15 protein-coding genes are annotated in these 18,327 nt (G+C 58.7%); 9 read left to right on the top strand and 6 right to left on the bottom strand.

Annotation, left to right across the window (positions count from 1 at the left end; all coding sequences use genetic code 11):
• Positions 1–157: 157 nt before the first annotated feature.
• From AC1ROR_RS05955 to AC1ROR_RS05975, 5 genes are all read left to right on the top strand, one after another.
• Complete coding sequence (locus tag AC1ROR_RS05955) at positions 158–949, top strand: competence/damage-inducible protein A (protein ID WP_498589179.1); 792 nt, start codon at positions 158–160, stop codon at positions 947–949.
• A 206-nt stretch (positions 950–1,155) separates the two neighbouring features.
• Positions 1,156–2,001 carry a universal stress protein gene (locus tag AC1ROR_RS05960; protein WP_035223055.1) on the top strand — a complete coding sequence of 282 codons (846 nt, stop codon included), beginning with the start codon at positions 1,156–1,158 and terminating at the stop codon, positions 1,999–2,001.
• A 302-nt stretch (positions 2,002–2,303) separates the two neighbouring features.
• Positions 2,304–2,801, top strand: coding sequence for a xanthine phosphoribosyltransferase (gene gpt, locus AC1ROR_RS05965; protein ID WP_035223425.1), 498 nt, complete (start codon positions 2,304–2,306; stop codon positions 2,799–2,801).
• A gap of 678 nt (positions 2,802–3,479) precedes the next feature.
• Positions 3,480–7,298, top strand: coding sequence for a vitamin B12-dependent ribonucleotide reductase (locus tag AC1ROR_RS05970; protein ID WP_498588866.1), 3,819 nt, complete (start codon positions 3,480–3,482; stop codon positions 7,296–7,298).
• A gap of 195 nt (positions 7,299–7,493) precedes the next feature.
• Positions 7,494–8,837: an RNA-binding domain-containing protein gene (locus tag AC1ROR_RS05975; RefSeq protein ID WP_498588867.1), complete on the top strand. Its 1,344-nt coding sequence runs from the start codon at positions 7,494–7,496 to the stop codon at positions 8,835–8,837.
• A 50-nt stretch (positions 8,838–8,887) separates the two neighbouring features.
• Here AC1ROR_RS05975 and AC1ROR_RS05980 read toward each other — a convergent pair whose 3' ends face one another.
• Positions 8,888–10,213 carry an Nramp family divalent metal transporter gene (locus AC1ROR_RS05980; RefSeq protein ID WP_498588868.1) on the bottom strand — a complete coding sequence of 442 codons (1,326 nt, stop codon included), beginning with the start codon at positions 10,211–10,213 and terminating at the stop codon, positions 8,888–8,890.
• 314 nt (positions 10,214–10,527) lie between these two features.
• Between AC1ROR_RS05980 and AC1ROR_RS05985 the strand changes: the two genes are divergently transcribed.
• On the top strand, positions 10,528–10,893 hold the full coding sequence (locus tag AC1ROR_RS05985; protein ID WP_080834680.1) for a VOC family protein: 366 nt from the start codon (positions 10,528–10,530) through the stop codon (positions 10,891–10,893).
• Positions 10,894–11,035: 142 nt separating this feature from the next.
• Positions 11,036–11,278 carry a hypothetical protein gene (locus tag AC1ROR_RS05990; protein ID WP_498588869.1) on the top strand — a complete coding sequence of 81 codons (243 nt, stop codon included), beginning with the start codon at positions 11,036–11,038 and terminating at the stop codon, positions 11,276–11,278.
• 34 nt (positions 11,279–11,312) lie between these two features.
• Here AC1ROR_RS05990 and AC1ROR_RS05995 read toward each other — a convergent pair whose 3' ends face one another.
• Positions 11,313–13,040 carry an ABC transporter ATP-binding protein gene (locus AC1ROR_RS05995; RefSeq protein WP_498588870.1) on the bottom strand — a complete coding sequence of 576 codons (1,728 nt, stop codon included), beginning with the start codon at positions 13,038–13,040 and terminating at the stop codon, positions 11,313–11,315.
• Between the two features lie 229 nt (positions 13,041–13,269).
• On the opposite strand from AC1ROR_RS05995, the gene AC1ROR_RS06000 reads away from it, so the two are divergent.
• Complete coding sequence (locus AC1ROR_RS06000; RefSeq protein WP_498588871.1) at positions 13,270–14,508, top strand: AI-2E family transporter; 1,239 nt, start codon at positions 13,270–13,272, stop codon at positions 14,506–14,508.
• Between the two features lie 197 nt (positions 14,509–14,705).
• Here the strand turns inward: AC1ROR_RS06000 and AC1ROR_RS06005 are convergent, their stop codons facing one another.
• Positions 14,706–15,161, bottom strand: coding sequence for a GNAT family N-acetyltransferase (locus tag AC1ROR_RS06005; protein ID WP_498588872.1), 456 nt, complete (start codon positions 15,159–15,161; stop codon positions 14,706–14,708).
• A gap of 106 nt (positions 15,162–15,267) precedes the next feature.
• Between AC1ROR_RS06005 and AC1ROR_RS06010 the strand changes: the two genes are divergently transcribed.
• A complete protein-coding gene (locus tag AC1ROR_RS06010; RefSeq protein WP_498588873.1) occupies positions 15,268–15,690 on the top strand; it encodes a hypothetical protein in 423 nt (140 codons plus the stop codon).
• 123 nt (positions 15,691–15,813) lie between these two features.
• Here AC1ROR_RS06010 and AC1ROR_RS06015 read toward each other — a convergent pair whose 3' ends face one another.
• From AC1ROR_RS06015 to AC1ROR_RS06025, 3 genes are all read right to left on the bottom strand, one after another.
• Positions 15,814–16,968, bottom strand: a complete 1,155-nt coding sequence (locus tag AC1ROR_RS06015; RefSeq protein WP_498588874.1) for a DUF2336 domain-containing protein — start codon at positions 16,966–16,968, stop codon at positions 15,814–15,816.
• 106 nt (positions 16,969–17,074) lie between these two features.
• Complete coding sequence (locus tag AC1ROR_RS06020; protein WP_137037748.1) at positions 17,075–17,692, bottom strand: flavin reductase family protein; 618 nt, start codon at positions 17,690–17,692, stop codon at positions 17,075–17,077.
• Positions 17,692–18,273, bottom strand: a complete 582-nt coding sequence (locus tag AC1ROR_RS06025) for a nitroreductase family protein (RefSeq protein WP_035223028.1) — start codon at positions 18,271–18,273, stop codon at positions 17,692–17,694. The genes AC1ROR_RS06020 and AC1ROR_RS06025 overlap by 1 nt, the downstream gene beginning before the upstream one ends.
• Positions 18,274–18,327 lie beyond the last annotated feature (54 nt).

The raw sequence follows: 18,327 nt of genomic DNA on the forward strand, positions 1-18,327 counted from the left end.
CTCTCCCACCAGTCGGGGATTGGCATACGCACTGTTCACCATGAGTGAACGCAAACTGGCATCGTCAACCATTTCCCGTTTTGCGTTTATTCAAAACCGCTTTGCATTCACGCTGACGCGGCGTTAACGTCGGGCGAAACAGATGATGAGTGCAACCATGTCCAATCCCTCCTCCTCCCAATCCGTCGTCACCGCCGCCATGCTCGCCATTGGTGACGAATTGCTGTCGGGCCGCACCAAGGACAAGAATATCGGCCATCTCGCGGATGTCCTCACCATGTCGGGAATTGACCTCAAGGAAGTGCGCATCGTCGCTGATGAGGAGGAGGCAATCGTCGAGGCGCTGAACGCGCTGCGCAGCCGTTATGATTACGTCTTCACGTCGGGCGGCATCGGCCCGACCCATGATGACATCACCGCGGATGCCGTCTCAGTCGCATTCGGCCTGCCCTGCGAACACGATGCCGAAGCGCTGCGCCTCCTCGGCGAGATGTACCGCGTCCGCGAGATGGAATTCACCGAAGCGCGCAAGCGCATGGCGCGCATGCCGAGGGGCGCTGCGCACATTGCCAATCCCGTTTCCGTCGCCCCGGGCTTCGTCATCGGCAATGTCCATGTCATGGCCGGCGTTCCGCAGGTATTCCAGGCCATGCTCGACAATGTCATGCCGACGCTGCGCACCGGTGCGAAGGTCATGTCGCAGGCGGTTCGTTCGCCCTATGGCGAAGGCGATATCGGCACACCGCTGACGGCCATCCAGAAGGCGCATCCCGAAACCAGCATCGGCTCCTATCCCAAATATGACGGGCAGCGTTTCTCGACGGAAATCGTCGTGCGCGCCCGCGACGCCACCGTCCTGAAGGCGGCGGCGGAGGCGGTTGCGGCAATGATCGACACCATCGGCGAGGAAAAAAGGCTGGCCGCCAGCAAGGGCGACGCAACCGCATGAGACAGAAAAGGCTTGAGACGAAAAGACTTTGACCAAAATCAAGGTGGCGGCCCGCAAAGGCGGCCACTCTCCCCCTAGAGCATTTCCAGGAAAAGCGGGGCCGCTTTTCCATCCGGACAATGCGTAAAACAAAGATTTAGATCGTTCCGGCGATTCGAATAGAGGCCGGAAATATCTGAAAACGAGATGTCACCGAGGAGAGAGAAATGGGTTACAAAACGATACTGACAGTGGTCGACAATGTTGCGAACACGCAAAAGCTCGGCGAATTCGTGGTGAGCCTTGCCGACCAGTTTTCCTCGCATGTGATCGGCCTGCATATGGAAACGCTGGCCGCCGTTCCGCTGGTCGCACCGATGGAAATTCCCGACCCCGCCACTGTGCAGGCCCTACAGGACGTGGCGCACAAGGAAACCACTGATGTCGGGACACTTTTCGAGCGCACGCTCTCGGCCAATGGCATCTCGCATGAATGGCGCAGCTTCATCACCTCGGTTGGTTACGCCTCCGCATCGGCGATCGACAGCGCCCGCTGCGCCGATCTCATCGTTGCCCGCCAGAGCAGTTCCTCGGCCCTGTCCGACAGCCGCTCGGACATTGACGGTTTTCTCTATGAAAGCGGCCGCCCCGTTCTTCTCGTTCCACACGTGCTGACCGTCGCAAAACCGATCAAACGGGTGCTCATCGCCTGGAACGGCTCGCGCGAGGCGACACGCGCCACCTTCGATGCCCTGCCCTTCCTAATTGCGGCCGAAAGCGTCGAGATCTTCTCCGTCGATCAGGCCGAAAGCGAAACGCAATCGTCCGGCCTTGCCGGCGCGGAACTGGCCGCCACACTTGCGCGCCACGGCGTCAATGTCACGGTCACCTCACAGGAAAAGATCGCCGGCGTCTCGCCGCAGGCGGCCATCGAAAACCGCCTGTCCGACCACAGCATCGACCTTCTGGTCATGGGCGCCTATGGCCATTCCCGCTGGTGGGAACTGCTGTTTGGCGGCGTGACCCGCACCCTGCTGGATTCCATGACGGCGCTGACGCTGCTGTCACGTTAAAAAACAGGCTCCGTAAGCTCTCTCGGCATTACGCACGAAGCGAGCGGTTCCCGCATATTTCTTCTCCCCGCCAGGGAGAAGTCCGCGGCAGCGGGATGAGGGGGCAAGGGTCGAGATATGCGGAGAGCTAGCCCCCTTCATCCGACCCTTCGGGCCACCTTCTCCCCGACGGGGAGAAGAAACGAGCCGCAATCTCTTAGTCGTATACAATTGCCTGTCTTCTACGCGCAAAGCTTGCCTTTTTGCCGGTCTTGCGGCTATTAGCCAAAGCCATCGACAATTTTGACCAGATGGTAGACGACATGTCCCTTCCCGATAAAGCCTTTCCCGTATCCTGGGATCAGTTCCACCGCGACGCCCGCGCGCTTGCCTGGCGTCTTGCCGGTCTCGACAAAGAGTTCCGGGCAATCGTCTGTATCACCCGCGGCGGCCTCGTGCCGGCGGCGATCATTTCCCGCGAACTGAACATCCGCATGATCGATACGGTCTGCATCGCCACCCGCCATGATTACGTCAATCAGGGCGACACGGTTCTTCTGAAGGGCGTAGCCCCGGAACTGATGACGGATAGCGGCGAAGGCGTGCTTGTCGTGGACGATCTCACCGATACCGGCAAGACGGCACTGGAAGTGCGCGAAATGTTGCCGAAGGCGCATTTCGCCTGTGTGTACGCCAAGCCGAAGGGCGTGCCGACCATCGACACTTTTGTGACCGAAGTCAGCCAGGACACCTGGATTTATTTTCCCTGGGACATGGGCTTCACCTATCAGGAGCCGATCGCCAAGGGATCGCGCGGCTGATCACCGGCCGCCGCTCAAAAGCAGCCGTAAAAAGCCGTCCCGCCGGGGCGGCTTTTTTGTGTGAAACGGCCTTTTTGACGACGACAGAAAAACACGGAAAAACCGCAGTGTCGCCTTTATGCCTCACCCCGGAAATGCGCGGTTTTTGCATTCCGCTGCGGAAACCAGCCTCGCACAAGCTTCAAATTCTCTCGCCAAGTCACTGATTTTTTTGAACGCTTTTGCTTTCCCCGTTTTCCACAGGCAGTTCACACAATATCTTGTGGTTAAAAATGCGTTTCAATCTATGGCTTGACGAATCTATGCCGCGAGAGGAAAGTGACAATTATGTTGCGGCGGCAACGGACCGGAAAGTAACGAGGCCGGCTCCTTTCAATCTCAGCTCGCTAATCCAGACGCGGCGTCCCGGCCATCAGGGGGCGGTTTGCCGGTGGGTTTCTGCGCGCCTTCGGGAACCGCCAAAAACATGACGCGGGGACTGGCGGCAGGAAGCTGTTGATACTATATTTAGTAGCCAACACGATGCTTGCAGCCGAATAAGCCACGAGATACAGGGATCACATCCAAGGATGAACATCCCTTTCAGAACGGCAACAACCGGCTGCGCGCAAAGACCGCACGGCTGGACCGGATTTTTGCGCCCTTGACCGGGCGCCCAATGGACGAGGACAGGAAACCATGCGCATTGAACGCCGCTTCACGAAGCCCGGCCAATCGCCTTACGCGGAAATCGACTTCCGCAAGGCCGTCAGTGAGATCAAGAACCCTGATGGTTCCATCGTGTTCCGTCTGGCGGATATCGACGTTCCCGCGCAGTTCAGCCAGGTTGCCACCGACGTTCTGGCGCAGAAATATTTCCGCAAGGCCGGCGTGCCGAAGTTCCTGAAAAAGGTTGAGGAAAACGACGTTCCTTCCTTCCTGTGGCGCTCGGTTGCCGATGAGAAAGCCCTCAAGGACGTACCCGAGGCCGAGCGTTTCGGCTCCGAGACCGATGCGCGCCAGGTTTTCGACCGTCTGGCCGGCACCTGGGCCTATTGGGGCTGGAAGGGCAAATATTTCTCCACCGAAGAAGATGCGCTCGCCTTCCGCGACGAGCTTGCCTATATGCTCGCCACCCAGCGCGTTGCGCCAAACAGCCCGCAATGGTTCAACACCGGCCTGCACTGGGCCTATGGCATTGACGGCCCCGGCCAGGGCCACTTCTATGTCGACCCCTTCACCGGCAAGCTGACCAAGTCCAAATCCGCTTACGAACATCCCCAGCCGCATGCCTGCTTCATCCAGTCCGTCGAAGACGATCTGGTCAATGAAGGCGGCATCATGGACCTGTGGGTGCGTGAAGCGCGCCTGTTCAAATACGGCTCCGGCACCGGCTCCAACTTCTCTTATCTGCGCGGCGAAGGCGAAAAGCTTTCCGGCGGCGGCAAGTCCTCCGGCCTGATGAGCTTCCTCAAGATCGGTGACCGTGCAGCCGGCGCCATCAAGTCCGGCGGCACCACCCGCCGTGCGGCGAAGATGGTCGTCGTTGATGCCGACCATCCTGACATCGAAGCCTATATCGACTGGAAGGTGAACGAGGAGCAGAAGGTTGCCGCGCTCGTGACTGGCTCCAAGATCGTCGCCAAGCACCTGAAGGCGATCATGAAGGCCTGCGTAAACTGCGAGGCTGACAATGGCGATTGCTTCGACCCGGCCAAGAACCCTGCCCTGAAGCGCGAAATCCGCGCTGCCAAGAAGGACATGGTGCCGGAAAACTACATCAAGCGCGTCATCCAGTTCGCCGAACAGGGTTACAAGGACATCCAGTTCAAGACCTACGATACGGATTGGGATTCGGAAGCCTACCTCACGGTTTCGGGCCAGAACTCCAACAACTCCGTCTCGCTGAAGGATGACTTCCTGCGCGCTGTCGAAAATGACGGCGACTGGAACCTCACCGCCCGCAAGGACGGCAAGGTCATGAAGACGCTGAAGGCCCGCGACCTCTGGGAAAAGATTTCCCACGCCGCCTGGGCATCGGCCGATCCGGGCCTGCACTTCAACACCACCATGAACGACTGGCACACCTCGCCGGCCGAAGGCCCGATCCGCGCTTCGAACCCGTGCTCGGAATATATGTTCCTCGATGACACCGCCTGCAACCTCGCCTCGCTGAACCTTCTCCAGTTCAAGGATCAGGCGACGAAGCGCATCGACATCGCCGATTACGAACATGCCGTGCGCCTGTGGACCGTCGTGCTCGAAGTCTCCGTCATGATGGCGCAGTTCCCCTCGCGCCAGATTGCCGAACGCTCCTACGAATACCGCACGCTTGGCCTCGGTTACGCCAATATTGGCGGCCTGCTGATGTCCTCCGGCATTCCCTATGACAGCGACGAAGGCCGCGCCATTGCCGGTGCGCTCACCGCGATCATGACGGGCATTTCCTACGCCACCTCGGCTGAAATGGCAGGCGAGCTTGGCCCCTTCCCGAGCTTTGCGCCGAACCGCGACAACATGCTGCGCGTCATTCGCAACCACCGCCGCGCCGCCCATGGCCTGTCGGATGGTTATGAGGGCCTGTCGGTCAACCCGGTTGCGCTCATCCATGCCGATTGCACGGATCAGGACCTTATCACCCACGCAACAGCCGCCTGGGACAAGGCGCTGGAACTTGGTGAAAAGCACGGCTACCGCAACGCCCAGACCACCGTTATCGCGCCGACCGGCACGATCGGCCTCGTGATGGATTGCGACACGACCGGCATCGAGCCCGACTTTGCGCTGGTGAAGTTCAAGAAGCTCGCCGGCGGCGGCTACTTCAAGATCATCAACCGCGCCGTTCCGGATGCCCTGCGTTCGCTTAGGTATTCCGAAAGCCAGATCGCCGAGATCGAAGCCTATGCCGTCGGCCATGGCAATCTCAACCAGGCGCCGGCCATCAACCCCTCGACGCTGAAGGCCAAGGGCTTCACCGATGAGAAGATCGAAGCCGTCAACGCCGCGCTGAAAAGCGCCTTCGACATCAAGTTCGTCTTCAACCAGTGGACGCTCGGCGCCGACTTCCTCAAGGAAACGCTGAAAGTTTCCGACGAGCAGCTCTCCGACATGAGCTTCAACCTGCTCGAGCACCTCGGCTTCGGCAAGAAGGACATCGAAGCGGCCAATGTTCACGTCTGCGGCGCGATGACGCTGGAAGGCGCGCCGTTCCTGAAAAACGAGCACCTGGCCGTCTTCGATTGCGCCAACCCCTGCGGCAAAATCGGCAAGCGTTACCTCTCGGTCGAATCGCATATCCGCATGATGGCGGCGGCACAGCCCTTCATCTCGGGTGCGATCTCCAAGACGATCAACATGCCGAACGATGCGACGGTTGAGGATTGCGGCGCAGCCTACATGCTCTCCTGGAAGCTGGCGCTGAAGGCCAATGCCCTTTACCGCGATGGCTCCAAGCTTTCCCAGCCGCTCAACGCCTCGCTGGTGGAAGACGAGGATGAAGAAGATTTCGTCGAAGAACTGATCCAGCAGCCGCTTGCCCAGCAGGCCGTGACGATCACCGAAAAGATCGTCGAACGCGTCATCGAGCGTGTCTCGCGCGAGCGTGAAAAGCTGCCGAACCGCCGTCAGGGTTACACCCAGAAGGCGACCGTCGGCGGTCACAAGGTCTATCTGCGCACCGGCGAATTCGGCGATGGCCGCATCGGCGAGATCTTCATCGACATGCACAAGGAAGGCGCTGCCTTCCGTGCGATGATGAACAACTTCGCCATCGCCATTTCGCTCGGCCTGCAATATGGCGTGCCGCTGGAAGAATATGTGGAGGCCTTCACCTTCACCAAGTTCGAACCGGCCGGCATGGTGCAGGGTAACGACGCGATCAAGAACGCCACGTCGATCCTCGACTACGTGTTCCGCGAACTCGCCGTCTCCTATCTCGGCCGCCACGATCTGGCCCATGTCGATACGTCCGACTTCTCCAACACGGCGCTCGGCAAGGGTATTCAGGAAGGCAAGACCAACCTCGTTTCCACTGGCTGGACCCGCGGTTACAAGCCGACGCTGGTTTCCAGCAATGGCGGCGAACGTTCGTCTTCCGAGCCGAAGGGCTCGGCAACGGCCACCCCTGCCCGTGGCTCCGCCAACGTCACCTCCTTTGCCGGCTCCGCCGCCCGCAAGCTGGAACCGACGGTCGCCATCGCAACCTCCGAAATCGTCTCCTTCAAGCGGGACTATGAAGAGCGCGCCAAGGAACTGGCCGAAGAGATCGCCGAAGAAGTGATCGACGAGGTGGTTCAGGAATCCCAGCAGACCGCCACCGCCCTCTTCTCCGACAAGGCCGCCGCAGACGCTGCATCGGCCAAGGCGGAAGCCAAGAAGGTGGAAAACGAGCGCCGCATGCGTTCGATTGCACAGGGTTATACGGGCAACATGTGCTCGGAATGCCAGAACTTCACGATGGTGCGGAATGGCACTTGCGAGAAGTGCGATACTTGTGGCGCTACGAGCGGTTGCAGCTGAGATAGCACAAATTAAAGCAATCCCCGCTCTCCGCTAGTACTTCAGTTAGCGGAGAGCAATATACTCAACTTTGAGATACATTGAGTATTGTTAGCGCGGATTTTGCAATCATAAGATTGTGCAATTGGCGGCATTGATTTTCGTTAACTCACCCTTGAGCATCTTATAGTAAAAAATGCATTCGAAGAGGCTTCGGTGGCGTCAATCAACAGGGAACTTGAGCAGCTTGTCGATGCTCCACGCGAAACACTTAATGTCGAAATTAAAAACTGGCTTGATCTCACCAGTAAGGCAGGAATGGCTATTTTAGCTAAAGCAGCGATAGCGCTGGCTAATCATGGTGGAGGTTATATTCTTCTCGGGTTCAGTGAGCGTCTCGACGGATCTTTCGAAACAACCTTGCCAGCGCCTTCGTCGCTAAATGCTTACAGCCAAGACATAATAGCGAGAATCGTATCAAGTTATGCAGAACCTAGTTTCCAGGTCAAAGTCTCGCATGTGAGACGTACAACTGATGGATATCTTCATCCTGTAATTATGGTTCCAGGCGACCATCGCGTTCCTATTCAGGCTAAAAAAGGAAGCCCTGATCAAAAAAGTCTTTTAGTTGGGAGGGTTTATATCAGAAGGCCAACTCCTGAAAGCGCTGAGCCGGGGACTGCCATCGAATGGCGCGAGTTACTTGATCGTTGTGTCCAAGCTGGAAGAGACGACCTTTTAAATGCCATTAGAGGTATTTTGGGCGGAGGAGCGCTTACTTCTCACGTTTCTAAAGAAAATAGCCTCGAAACTCTATTAGCTTGGCGGAATGAAGGCCTTGTTGCTTGGCGAAATACACAGTTGGAAGCAGGCGTTAACGCACCGGAACCCCTTGGATATTACTGCGTGACATACTGGGTTCTTGGCGACTTCACACCTCTCGAATTCCCAGACCTTTTAAGTAAAGTCGACAAGGCCACTATCCGGCATACGGGATGGTCACCTTGGTGGGTTCCAACACGAAAAGGTATCAAACCTACCATTCGTAACCAAGCGATCGAATGCAACTTGGATGAAACTGGACGGGAGTATGTCGTTGATCCAGCACATCAGGACTTTTGGAGAGTAACCCCCGACGGCAAAGCTATGCTGGTTCGCGGCTACGATGAAGATTCTCATCCGGATCGCTTAACGCCTGGACTGAAATTTGACATCACCCTACCTGTATGGCGAATAGGTGAGTGCCTACTACAAGCAGCTGCCTTCGCAGCGCTATTAGATAAGGAACATTCTCAGCTCATTTTCGTCGTTAAATGGAATGGTCTGCGAGGACGAGAGTTAACTCACGTTGAGGGGAGCAGAAGCGTTCGTCCGGATCAAGTGGCCAACGAAAACTGCTTCGAAAGAACGGTCACGCTCGAGACGTCTACGATACAGGACAATTTACCGGAAATCTTATATGAGTTTCTCCGGCCCTTATACGCACTTTTCAGTTTCAAACAGTTGTCAAAAGCAATGGTAGACGAAGAAGTTGGCCGTTTGCGATCTAGCCGCTTCTGAAGACATAATAACAGCGGCCGCGCTCCGTAAAGGCGCGGCCTGACCTTCCCTCACCCCATAAAATCCACCAGCAGCTTCACATTCAGCACCGCAATCACCACCGCAATCAGCCACGCAAAGGCCGAGAGCCACAGCGGCGCGCGCAGTGAGCCCATTTTGGCACGGTCGGAGGTAAACATGACGAGCGGGAAGACGGCGAAGGAGAGTTGCAGGCTCAGCACCACCTGCGTCAGGATCAGCAGTTCCGCCGTGCCGCTGTCGCCATAGAAAATGGTGACGCCGGCGGCCGGGACGATGGCGATAGCGCGGGTGATGAGGCGGCGCAGCCAGGGGGCGAGTTGCATCTTGAGGAACCCCTCCATCACGATCTGGCCCGCAAGCGTCGCCGTGACGGTGGAGTTGATGCCGCAGCACAGGAGCGCCACGCCGAACAGCGTCGGCGCAATGGCAAGGCCGAGCAGCGGCGCGAGCAGATTATGCGCTTCCCCCAGTTCAGAGACATTCGTCTGCCCGGTTTTATTGAAGGTTGCGGCCGCCAGAATGAGGATCGAGGCGTTGATGAGCAGCGCGAACATCAGGGCGATGGTGGAATCGAGCGTGGCGAATTTGAGCGCCTCACGCTTTTCGGACAGCGTCTCGCCGATGGCACGGGTCTGTATGATGCCCGAATGCAGGTAGAGATTATGCGGCATCACCGTTGCACCCAGAATGCCGAGCGCCAGATAAAGCATGTCCGGATTGGTGACGATATCAGTCGTCGGCGCGAACCCAAGGATCACCTGCCCCCAGTCGGGATCGGCAAGCGCCACCTGAATGGCGAAACACACGGCGATGACGCCAAGCAGCGTGATGACCAGCGCCTCCACCCAGCGGAAGCCTAGCCTTTGCAGATAGAGGATCAGGAACACATCAAGCGCGGTGATGAGGACGCCGAGTTCAAGCGGAATGCCGAAGATCAGGTTGAGGCCGATGGCCGTGCCGATGACCTCGGCGATGTCAGTCGCGATGATGGCGATTTCGGCGAGCAGCCACAGCACCATCGCCACCGGTTTCGGATAGGCATCGCGGCAGGCCTGGGCGAGATCGCGCCCGGAAGCAATCGCCAGACGCGCGCAGAGCGATTGCAGGACAATGGCCATGATGTTCGAGACCAGCGCGACTGTCAGCAGCGTGTAGCCGAATCTGGAACCACCGGCGAGCGAGGTCGCCCAGTTTCCGGGATCCATATAACCAACCGCGACGAGATATCCGGGTCCGAAAAAGGCCATGGCCCGGCGAAACGTGCCGGCATTCGGCTTGACCCTGATCGTGCTGTGAACGTCGGAGAGCGAAAGGTCGTCGCCATTCCGCCGCCATCCAAAGACAGGCTTGTCCATCTTGCGAACTTTCAAATGGAATTTTATTAATGCAATTGCAAATCATTCGCATAAACGGGATTGACTGGCAAGCGGGCTTTTGACCTCTTTTTGATGCGGGAGATTGTCGGTCATTTTGCCGGCGGTTATCCCGGCACGGGAAGCCCCTGCTCCGGCAGCGCCGCGGGACATCAAGGCCGTTAAATGCGCCCGGAGCAGCGGCTTTTTGTCACCGCATGGGGGACTATTTTGTTTGGCGATTGACAGCCGGGATGTCGTTCCGTGTACACAGACGGTCGATACATTTACGGCACTATTTCAGAAGGAACAGCGAAGTGAACCTGATTGCCCACGTCGAAATTCCGGTCCTTGATCTTGAAAGGGCAATGCGTTTCTACACCGCCGTTTTTGATGTGAACTTCGAAGAGATCGTCACGATCCACGATAACCGGATGGCCTATTTCCCCTTTGAGGAGGGAAAGGACGGAGCGAGCGGCGCGCTCGCCGAGGGCGACACCTATGTTCCGACGAAAGACGGGGCGATTATCTATCTTGGCGTCCAGAATATCGATGATGTTCTTGCCAGAGCCGTTCAGCATGGCAGCGAAATCCTGTTTCCGAAAACGCCGGTCAACGAGAATCTCTTCGTCGCCGAAATCGCTGACAGCGAGGGAAATCGCATCGCCATCCAATCCGCCTGAGGCGGATTCCGCGGCAAAACAACGTTGGCGATGGCCGGGCGTCCCTCACGGCCTTGTCATCGCCCCTGCCCCGTCATTGCGGAACAGCCGCTTGCGCGCCTGCGTTGATCTTTCACGAAGCAACGATATTCCGGGGAAGCTCATGCGATACGGCGATAAATTCAGTGTGGTGCATCATCCGAGCCAATGGCCGAAATATATCATGGCGCATCGAAGACCGCGTGACTGGCTGATGACGATCAGCGGCATGGTACTGCTGTTCATCGTCGCCGCCACGGTCGCCATGGGTTATCTCGTAACCAGCCATCCCGGCAAACCGGAGCCGAACCCCGGCATCGTCGAGGAGCAGGCTACGGAAAAAAAACGGGGCCTAAAGCAGCGCTAGCGGCACAAAGCCTCCGGCAGCAGGCGCCGTGGACTCAGGCAGGAAGATGCGCGCTGAACTGCGCCTCATGCAGGCGGCTGTAATGGCCTTTGGCGGCCAGAAGCTCGGCATGGGCGCCGGTTTCGGCAATGCCGGTCTGGTCCACCACCACGATGCGCGAGGCATCGCGGATCGTCGCCAGCCGGTGGGCGATGACAAGCGTGGTGCGGCCTTTGGCAAGCTCCGTCAGCGATTGCTGGATGGCCCGTTCGGTCTCGGTATCGAGCGCCGACGTCGCCTCATCGAGAATGAGGATCGGCGGGTTCTTGAGGAACATGCGGGCAATGGCAAGACGCTGTTTCTGGCCGCCGGACAGCTTGACGCCGCGCTCGCCGATAACGGTGTCGAGCCCGAGCGGCATCGCCTCGATGACGCCATCGAGACGCGCGCGCCGTGCCGCATCCATGATCTCCTCATCCGATGCACCGAGCCGGCCATATTCGATATTCTCGCGAATCGTGCCGCCGAACAGGAAGACATCCTGCTGCACGATGCCGATCTGGTTGCGCAGGGAGGCAAGCTTCATCCTGCGGATATCGACGCCGTCAATGGTGATAGCGCCGCTGGTGACATCGTAAAAGCGCGGCAGAAGCGAACAGAGCGTTGTCTTGCCAGCTCCTGAAGGGCCAACGAAGGCCACCGTCTCGCCGGCGCTGATCTTCAGGTCGATATTGGTAAGAACCGTCTTGCCCTCGGCATAACCGAAACCGACATGGCGATATTCAATATCGCCGCGCAGCAGCGGCGCTTCCACCGCATCCGGCGCATCAACGATATCGGGCGCCGTATCCAGCAGCTCGGTGAAGCGGCGGAAACCGGCAATGCCCTTGGGATAGGTCTCGATGACCGAATTGATCTTTTCCACCGGCCGGAAAAATACGCCCACCAGCAGCAGAAAGCCGACAAAGCCGCCTTCGGTAAGGCTGCCCGTCAGCACGAACCAGGCGCCGCAGATCATCACGATCATCTGCGTCAGGCGCATGCTCATATAGCTGAGCGAGGTGCTGGCGGCCATGATCTTGTAGGCGTCGAGCTTGGTGCGGCGGTATTTCTGGTTGTCCTTCTCGAACAGCGCGCGCTCGTGGTCCTCATTGGCGAAGGCCTGCACCACCCGCATGCCGCCGACATTTTCCTCGATACGGGCGTTGAAGTCGCCGACACGACCGTAGAGTGCGCGAAAATTCTGCGTCATGCGGCCGCCGTAACGGCTGGTTACCCAGGCGGTGACGGGTACGACGGCCGCAGTGATAAACGCCAGCTGGACATTGACCGACAGCATCAAAAGGAAAGCCCCGATGAAGGTCATGATGGCGATGAACAGATCCTCGGGGCCGTGATGGGCCACCTCGCCGATCTCCTCCAGATCCTTCGTCAGCCGCCCGACAAGATGGCCGGTCTTCTGATTGTCGAAATAACGGAAGGAAAGCTTCTGCAGATGATCGAAGGCCAGACGCCGCATGTCGGTCTCGATATTGATGCCGAGCATATGTCCCCAATAGGTGACGGTCGCCATCAGCCCGGTATTCAGCACGTAAATGACGAGAAGACCCACCGACGCCGCAAGGATGATCGCCCATTCACCGCCCGGCAGAAGCACGTCGACAAAGGCCTTCACCGCCATGGGAAAGCCGAGTTCGAGCACGCCCGACAAAACCGCGCAGGAAAAATCGAGAATGAACAGACCGCGATAGGGACGGTAATAGGAAAAGAAACGGCGGAGCATGGCATGACCTGGAGATCGGACGCGGCAACCTTACGCCGCAAGAAAAACGGAGTTCAATTGTCATATTTCAATGCGCGAGCCAAGACCGATGTTCTATTTTTACCAAAATCGTTCAATAGGCTAGGCAATAAACACACAACGGTAATGTGATCCGATTATATTGCACTTATATGTATCGGTGTGACAGAGTGAATGCACCCTTCGGGGAGAATGCGAGAAAGAGCCTGCCGTGAGTAATATTGACAGCCGTAAGCCCAGTGGCGAACCGAGATGGCTTGGTCCCGCCAGCCCGACGCGGATCGCCCTGATCCCGCCCATCTCGGCTGCGCGCTGGCTGCTCGTTCTCGTTGCCCTTGCCGGCATTTATTTCTTCCACGGCTTTCTCGTCCCCGTTCTCGCCGCCCTCGTCATCGGTTTTGCCAGCTGGCCGGTCTATACACGGCTCTTGCGGCAGGTAGGCGGCAACACCACACTCGGCGCCACCATCGCCATCATCCTCATCCTCGCCTTCCTCGTCGTGCCGATTTTCATCGCCGCCTCCTATACGGCCAGCGAAATTCGCGAATGGTTCGGCTGGGCCGTTCATGTCAACAAGACGGGCGCTCCCGTACCGGACTGGATCGCCGCACTTCCCGGCGTCGGCCCCTGGTTCGGCGAGCAATGGGTGAAATATATCGGCACGCCGGGCGCCATCGGCGAAGTCATCCAGCTCGTCAGCGGCGCCAATATCGGCAATATCTACCGGGCGATCCTCGCTGCCGGCAATGGCGCCTTCCACCTCGTGCTGACGCTGCTGTTCATGCTGATCGCGCTGTTCTTCGTCTACCGCAACGGCGCCGGCTTCACCCGCCAGGTCGACCTTGTGGGCGAACGCATCCTGCCGACACGCTGGGAACGCATCTCCCGCGTCGTGCCCGCCACCATAAGCTCCACCGTTACGGGCATGACGCTGATCGCCATCGGTGAAGGCATCATCCTCGGCATCGCCTACTGGATCGCCGGGGTGCCCTCACCCGTCACGCTCGGCGTTCTCACCGGCGTCATGGCCCTCATTCCGGGCGGCGCGCCGCTCTCCTTTACGCTGGTCTCGATCTATCTGGTCGCCAGCGGCTCGCCGGCCTACGGGCTGGCGCTGTTCGTCTGGGGCTCGGTCGAGCTTTTCATCGTCGACAAGACCATCCGCCCCAAGCTGGTCGGCGGCCCGATCAAACTGCCCTTCCTGCCAACCTTTTTCGGCCTCGTCGGCGGCGTCAAGACCATGGGCTTCCTCGGCCTCTTCATCGGCCCTGTGCTGATGGCGCTTCTGGTGGCGATCTGGCGCGAATGGGTACGCGAAGTGGAACTCTCGGGTGCCGTCAGCGTCGAGCTTCCGCCGTCACCGCCCACGCACGACGATCCCGTTGATGAGGTCGCTGCGCTTGAAGACGATAGCGAGGAAACAACGGCATTTCGGAAAGCCGCTTTCTGATTGCTGATGCCTGCAGTGAAGGGCTTGCTCGAACACGGCTCAGCTGGGGAAAAATCCCTGAACCCCGCCTCCGTCATGCTCGGGCCTGTCCCGAGCATCTGCAACCGATTGATTTCACGCTACGTGGTTGGATCATCGGCACAAGGCCGAGGATGACGTCGAGTGTGCAGCACGGCTTGCCGGCAAACGCGCACCGCTTAAAGCGCCTTCTCCATGAACAGGCTGAACGGATCAGGCCTGTAGGGCGCGAAGGCTTCGATCTCCACAAACCCCGCCTTGCGATAAAGACCGATCGCTTCCGGCTGGCTGATACCGGTTTCGAGCCGGATGGCGGAAAGCCCTAGTTCGACGCCACGCGCAACAAGCGTATCCATGATCAGCTTGCCGATCCGCAATCCCCGCGCTTCGGGATCGACGAACATGCGCTTGACCTCCGCCGTGCCGTCGCCGGCTTCCACCAGCGCACCGCAGCCGACCACGCGGCCATCATGCCGCACGACGAAAAAGGAGACATTGTCCTTTTCCAGCTGGCCGATATCGACAAGGTGATTGCTCTCGGCGGGATAAAGCGATGCCATATAGGCGTTCGAAAGATCGATGAGGCGCAGAACCGCTTCCTGCCGGGGCGTTTCAAGCTTGATTTCCGTGGCCAATGCGATGCCTGCTTTCTCTATAAAAATGCGTATTTCGTCGTAATGTCACTGCAATCCCGATAGATGAGTTTCTAGAGCATAATTCCTGACAGAGGCAACACACATCATGAAAACAGCCCTCGTCCTCATGACCTTTCTAGGCTGCGACGATAGCGCCACCGATTGCCACTACATCGCCACATCGCAGCAGCGCTGGACGAGCATCGAACTCTGCGACGCCGTTTCCGAGAAGGAGCTGGAGCGTTACGCCAATGCGTCATATCCAGTCGTCGTGGCGGTGTGCCAGACACCCGGCGAAGAGACGCCCCAGACGGCGGGCAATGCGCCCGGCACCCAGCCTCCTGCCGCCGCTGCACCGGCAGAGACACCACAGGTGACACAGAAGGAAGAAGAAAGCATGACCAGACAGGCGATCAGCCGCGTCAGCCGTATCCTGCCTTCCACCGAAGGTGTGAAACACCTGCTCGGAACGCCGGTGCGAATGGTTGAAAACAGCTATTCCTGGATCGCCAAACGCTTCGAGAAATAAGGAAATGACCTCTCCTCATTCCTGTGACAGGCATAGGAATGAGGAAGGTGGGATGCGCCGGTTCGAAAAACATCGCAGCGTTTAATGGATTTCGATCTCGCCGAAAATCCCCAGACCTCAGGCTCAGGCTGCTTCCACCGTCAAGGCTTCCGCATAGTGCCGGGCCTTTTGCCGCTCTTCGGCCATGGCGAGCTTGCGCACGGCATGCAGCAGCTCGAAAAGCGTTTCCGAGCCATCGGCATTGCGGAAATGGGCAAGCAGTTCGGCCGAAACGGAAGCTGCGGCCTCGGAAAGATGCGAGCGGGCGGCGCGGCGCCACATCAGCGTCGCCTCGGTAAAGACATCGACGACATCACCGAAAAGGCCGATCGACTGGAACAGTGCTTTCAGCGCATGTGGCCGTCCGGTGGCAAGAATGGCGCGTACCTTACGGTCGTCGAGGCCCGAAAGATTGACCATCGCCGCCGTGAAGAATTCCAGCTTGCCCGAACAGACGGCGTGGATGAGAAGCGCCGGTGTCAATTCCAGCCTCTGCCGCAGATGCTCCACCAGCGCGGGCAATTCAGGCGACGAAACGTTGCCGGCAATAAGGATGGTGGCGCAATCCTCCGCTTCGCGGAAAATGCCGTCGGCGCGACTTTGCGCAATCAGGGCATGAACCAGTGCTGAACCCGCCAGAGCCTCGCTGACACGGCCCATCAGAAGGTGACGCGCATCGGCCGGCAGCGCCTCACGGCGAAGCAGAAGATCGCGAATATCGGCATCCGAACCATGGCGCTCGGCAATCCGCCGCAGGGAAAACGGCGTGATGAAGGCATCGTCGTTCTCGAGAAGAATGATCGTTTCCGGCAAATCGCCGACTTCGGCAAGTGCTGCGCAGACCCCGCGCGGCAGGGCCGGCCTCGCGGCGATGAGGGCACGGGTAACACTTTCGCCACGCCCGGCAAGATCGACCAGATCGGCCTCCCCGAGAACGGGCGAACGAGCAATCACCGTGCAGGCGATTTCCGGCTGGTCTTCGGCAAGCGAAACGAGAATGGCGCGGGGAGCATCAAGGTCATCCGCCAACGCCTCGGCAAGCGCCAGCCTGACACGCGGCGAAGGATCGTCGAGAAGATAGGTCATCGCCATATAGGCGGCATCGCGGTTCTCCCGCGCCATGTCGGAATGCAGATAGGCGCGACCGAGAGCATTGGCGGCTTTCGCCCGCTCGGTCGATCCAGCCTTTTCAGACCAGCGAAGAAATGCCTGTACGATCACCTGAGCCTCGAAACACATTCGCAACAATGAGTGACGGCATCATCGCCGCCACCATGTATAAAACTCTAGGCGCAAATGGTTTACGTTTGGTTCACCATAAAATTTAACCGTTGCCGGCGAAGAACTATATAGATGGCGCAGTAGAAGGCCGCTGCAGCTGGAATACATCGCTGCCGCCGTCGCAATAATCCATATAGCCCATGCGCGCCACGGGACGCGCCAGCCCCATATCGATACGGCCGTCGCGAATGATCGTCTCATCGATGTGGATCGCCATGACCTGTCCGATGACCATCCACGAATCCGCCGGATTGCCATCGATGTCCATGAGCTGCTGTATCTGCGTCACCCGGCATTCCAGCACGGCCAGCGCCTCGCCCACGAAAGGCGCATCCACGACCCGACCGTCAACGGCGGTCAGACCCGCAAGGGCGAATTCATCGACATCATAGGCGACGGGCGCTGAAGAGGCATTCATCCGGTCGACCAGGTGGCGGCTGACGAGGTTGGCGGTGAAAACGCCGGTCTCCTCCACATTGCGCAGACTGTCCTTACGCCCGCTGGAGGAAAACATGACGAGCTTCGGCCGGTCGGAAATCGCATTGAAGAAGGAATAGGGCGAGAGGTTGAGAGAACCGTCCCTCCCCTTCGAGCCGATCCAGCCGATCGGCCGCGGCGCAACGATCGCCTTGAAAGGATCGTGCGGCAGACCGTGCTGGTTGGTATCGGTGGTGTAGAACATCAGACGTCCCCAACCCAGGTCACCACGTCGGCAAGCTCCGGCCGTGGCCGTTCCACCGGCGGGAATGTCGTCGAGCCGATATGGATATAACCCGCTACCTTCTCGTCCGCGGCAACGCCCAGCTCAGACAGGAAGGTCTGGTCAAAGGCGAGCCATTCCGTCAGCCAGTTTGCCGCATAACCATTGGCATTGGCCGAGAAGATGAGATTGAGGCAGACGGCGCCGGCGGACATGACCTGCTCCCACTCCGGGATTTTGAAATGTGGCTTGGCGGTGCTGATGACGGCGATGACGACAGGCGCGCGGGTGAAGCGGGTGCGCTCTGCATCCTGCTGCTGGAGGTCCAGTTCCGGGTTCTTCTCGAGCGCGATCCGGAGCGCGGCTTCACCAAGGCGCACACGATCTTCACCGCGATAAACGACGAAACGCCAGGGTGCCAGCTTGCCGTGATCCGGAACGCGCACGGCAAGGCGCAGGATTTCCTCGATGTCGGCTTTCGAAGGCCCCGGCTCGGAAAGTTGCAAAGCGGGTGTGGAACGGCGCACCTTAAGATAGTCGAGGAGCTTGATATCGCTTGTCATGATCAAAAATCTTCCATTCTGCTGTCATCGCGAATTATGGGCCTTGAAATAGCC

It is taken from the genome of Agrobacterium sp. GW821-FHT14E08 (genome assembly GCF_058803865.1).

Bases quoted from the DNA above. Each gene is read 5' to 3' on its own strand.
- AC1ROR_RS05955 (WP_498589179.1), top strand. From the start codon at position 158: ATGTCCAATCCCTCCTCCTCCCAATCCGTCGTCACCGCCGCCATGCTC.
- AC1ROR_RS05960 (WP_035223055.1), top strand. From the start codon at position 1,156: ATGGGTTACAAAACGATACTGACAGTGGTCGACAATGTTGCGAACACG.
- gpt (WP_035223425.1), top strand. From the start codon at position 2,304: ATGTCCCTTCCCGATAAAGCCTTTCCCGTATCCTGGGATCAGTTCCAC.
- AC1ROR_RS05970 (WP_498588866.1), top strand. From the start codon at position 3,480: ATGCGCATTGAACGCCGCTTCACGAAGCCCGGCCAATCGCCTTACGCG.
- AC1ROR_RS05980 (WP_498588868.1), bottom strand. From the start codon at position 10,213: ATGGACAAGCCTGTCTTTGGATGGCGGCGGAATGGCGACGACCTTTCG.
- AC1ROR_RS05990 (WP_498588869.1), top strand. From the start codon at position 11,036: ATGCGATACGGCGATAAATTCAGTGTGGTGCATCATCCGAGCCAATGG.
- AC1ROR_RS05995 (WP_498588870.1), bottom strand. From the start codon at position 13,040: ATGCTCCGCCGTTTCTTTTCCTATTACCGTCCCTATCGCGGTCTGTTC.
- AC1ROR_RS06010 (WP_498588873.1), top strand. From the start codon at position 15,268: ATGAAAACAGCCCTCGTCCTCATGACCTTTCTAGGCTGCGACGATAGC.
- AC1ROR_RS06015 (WP_498588874.1), bottom strand. From the start codon at position 16,968: ATGTGTTTCGAGGCTCAGGTGATCGTACAGGCATTTCTTCGCTGGTCT.
- AC1ROR_RS06020 (WP_137037748.1), bottom strand. From the start codon at position 17,692: ATGTTCTACACCACCGATACCAACCAGCACGGTCTGCCGCACGATCCT.
- AC1ROR_RS06025 (WP_035223028.1), bottom strand. From the start codon at position 18,273: ATGACAAGCGATATCAAGCTCCTCGACTATCTTAAGGTGCGCCGTTCC.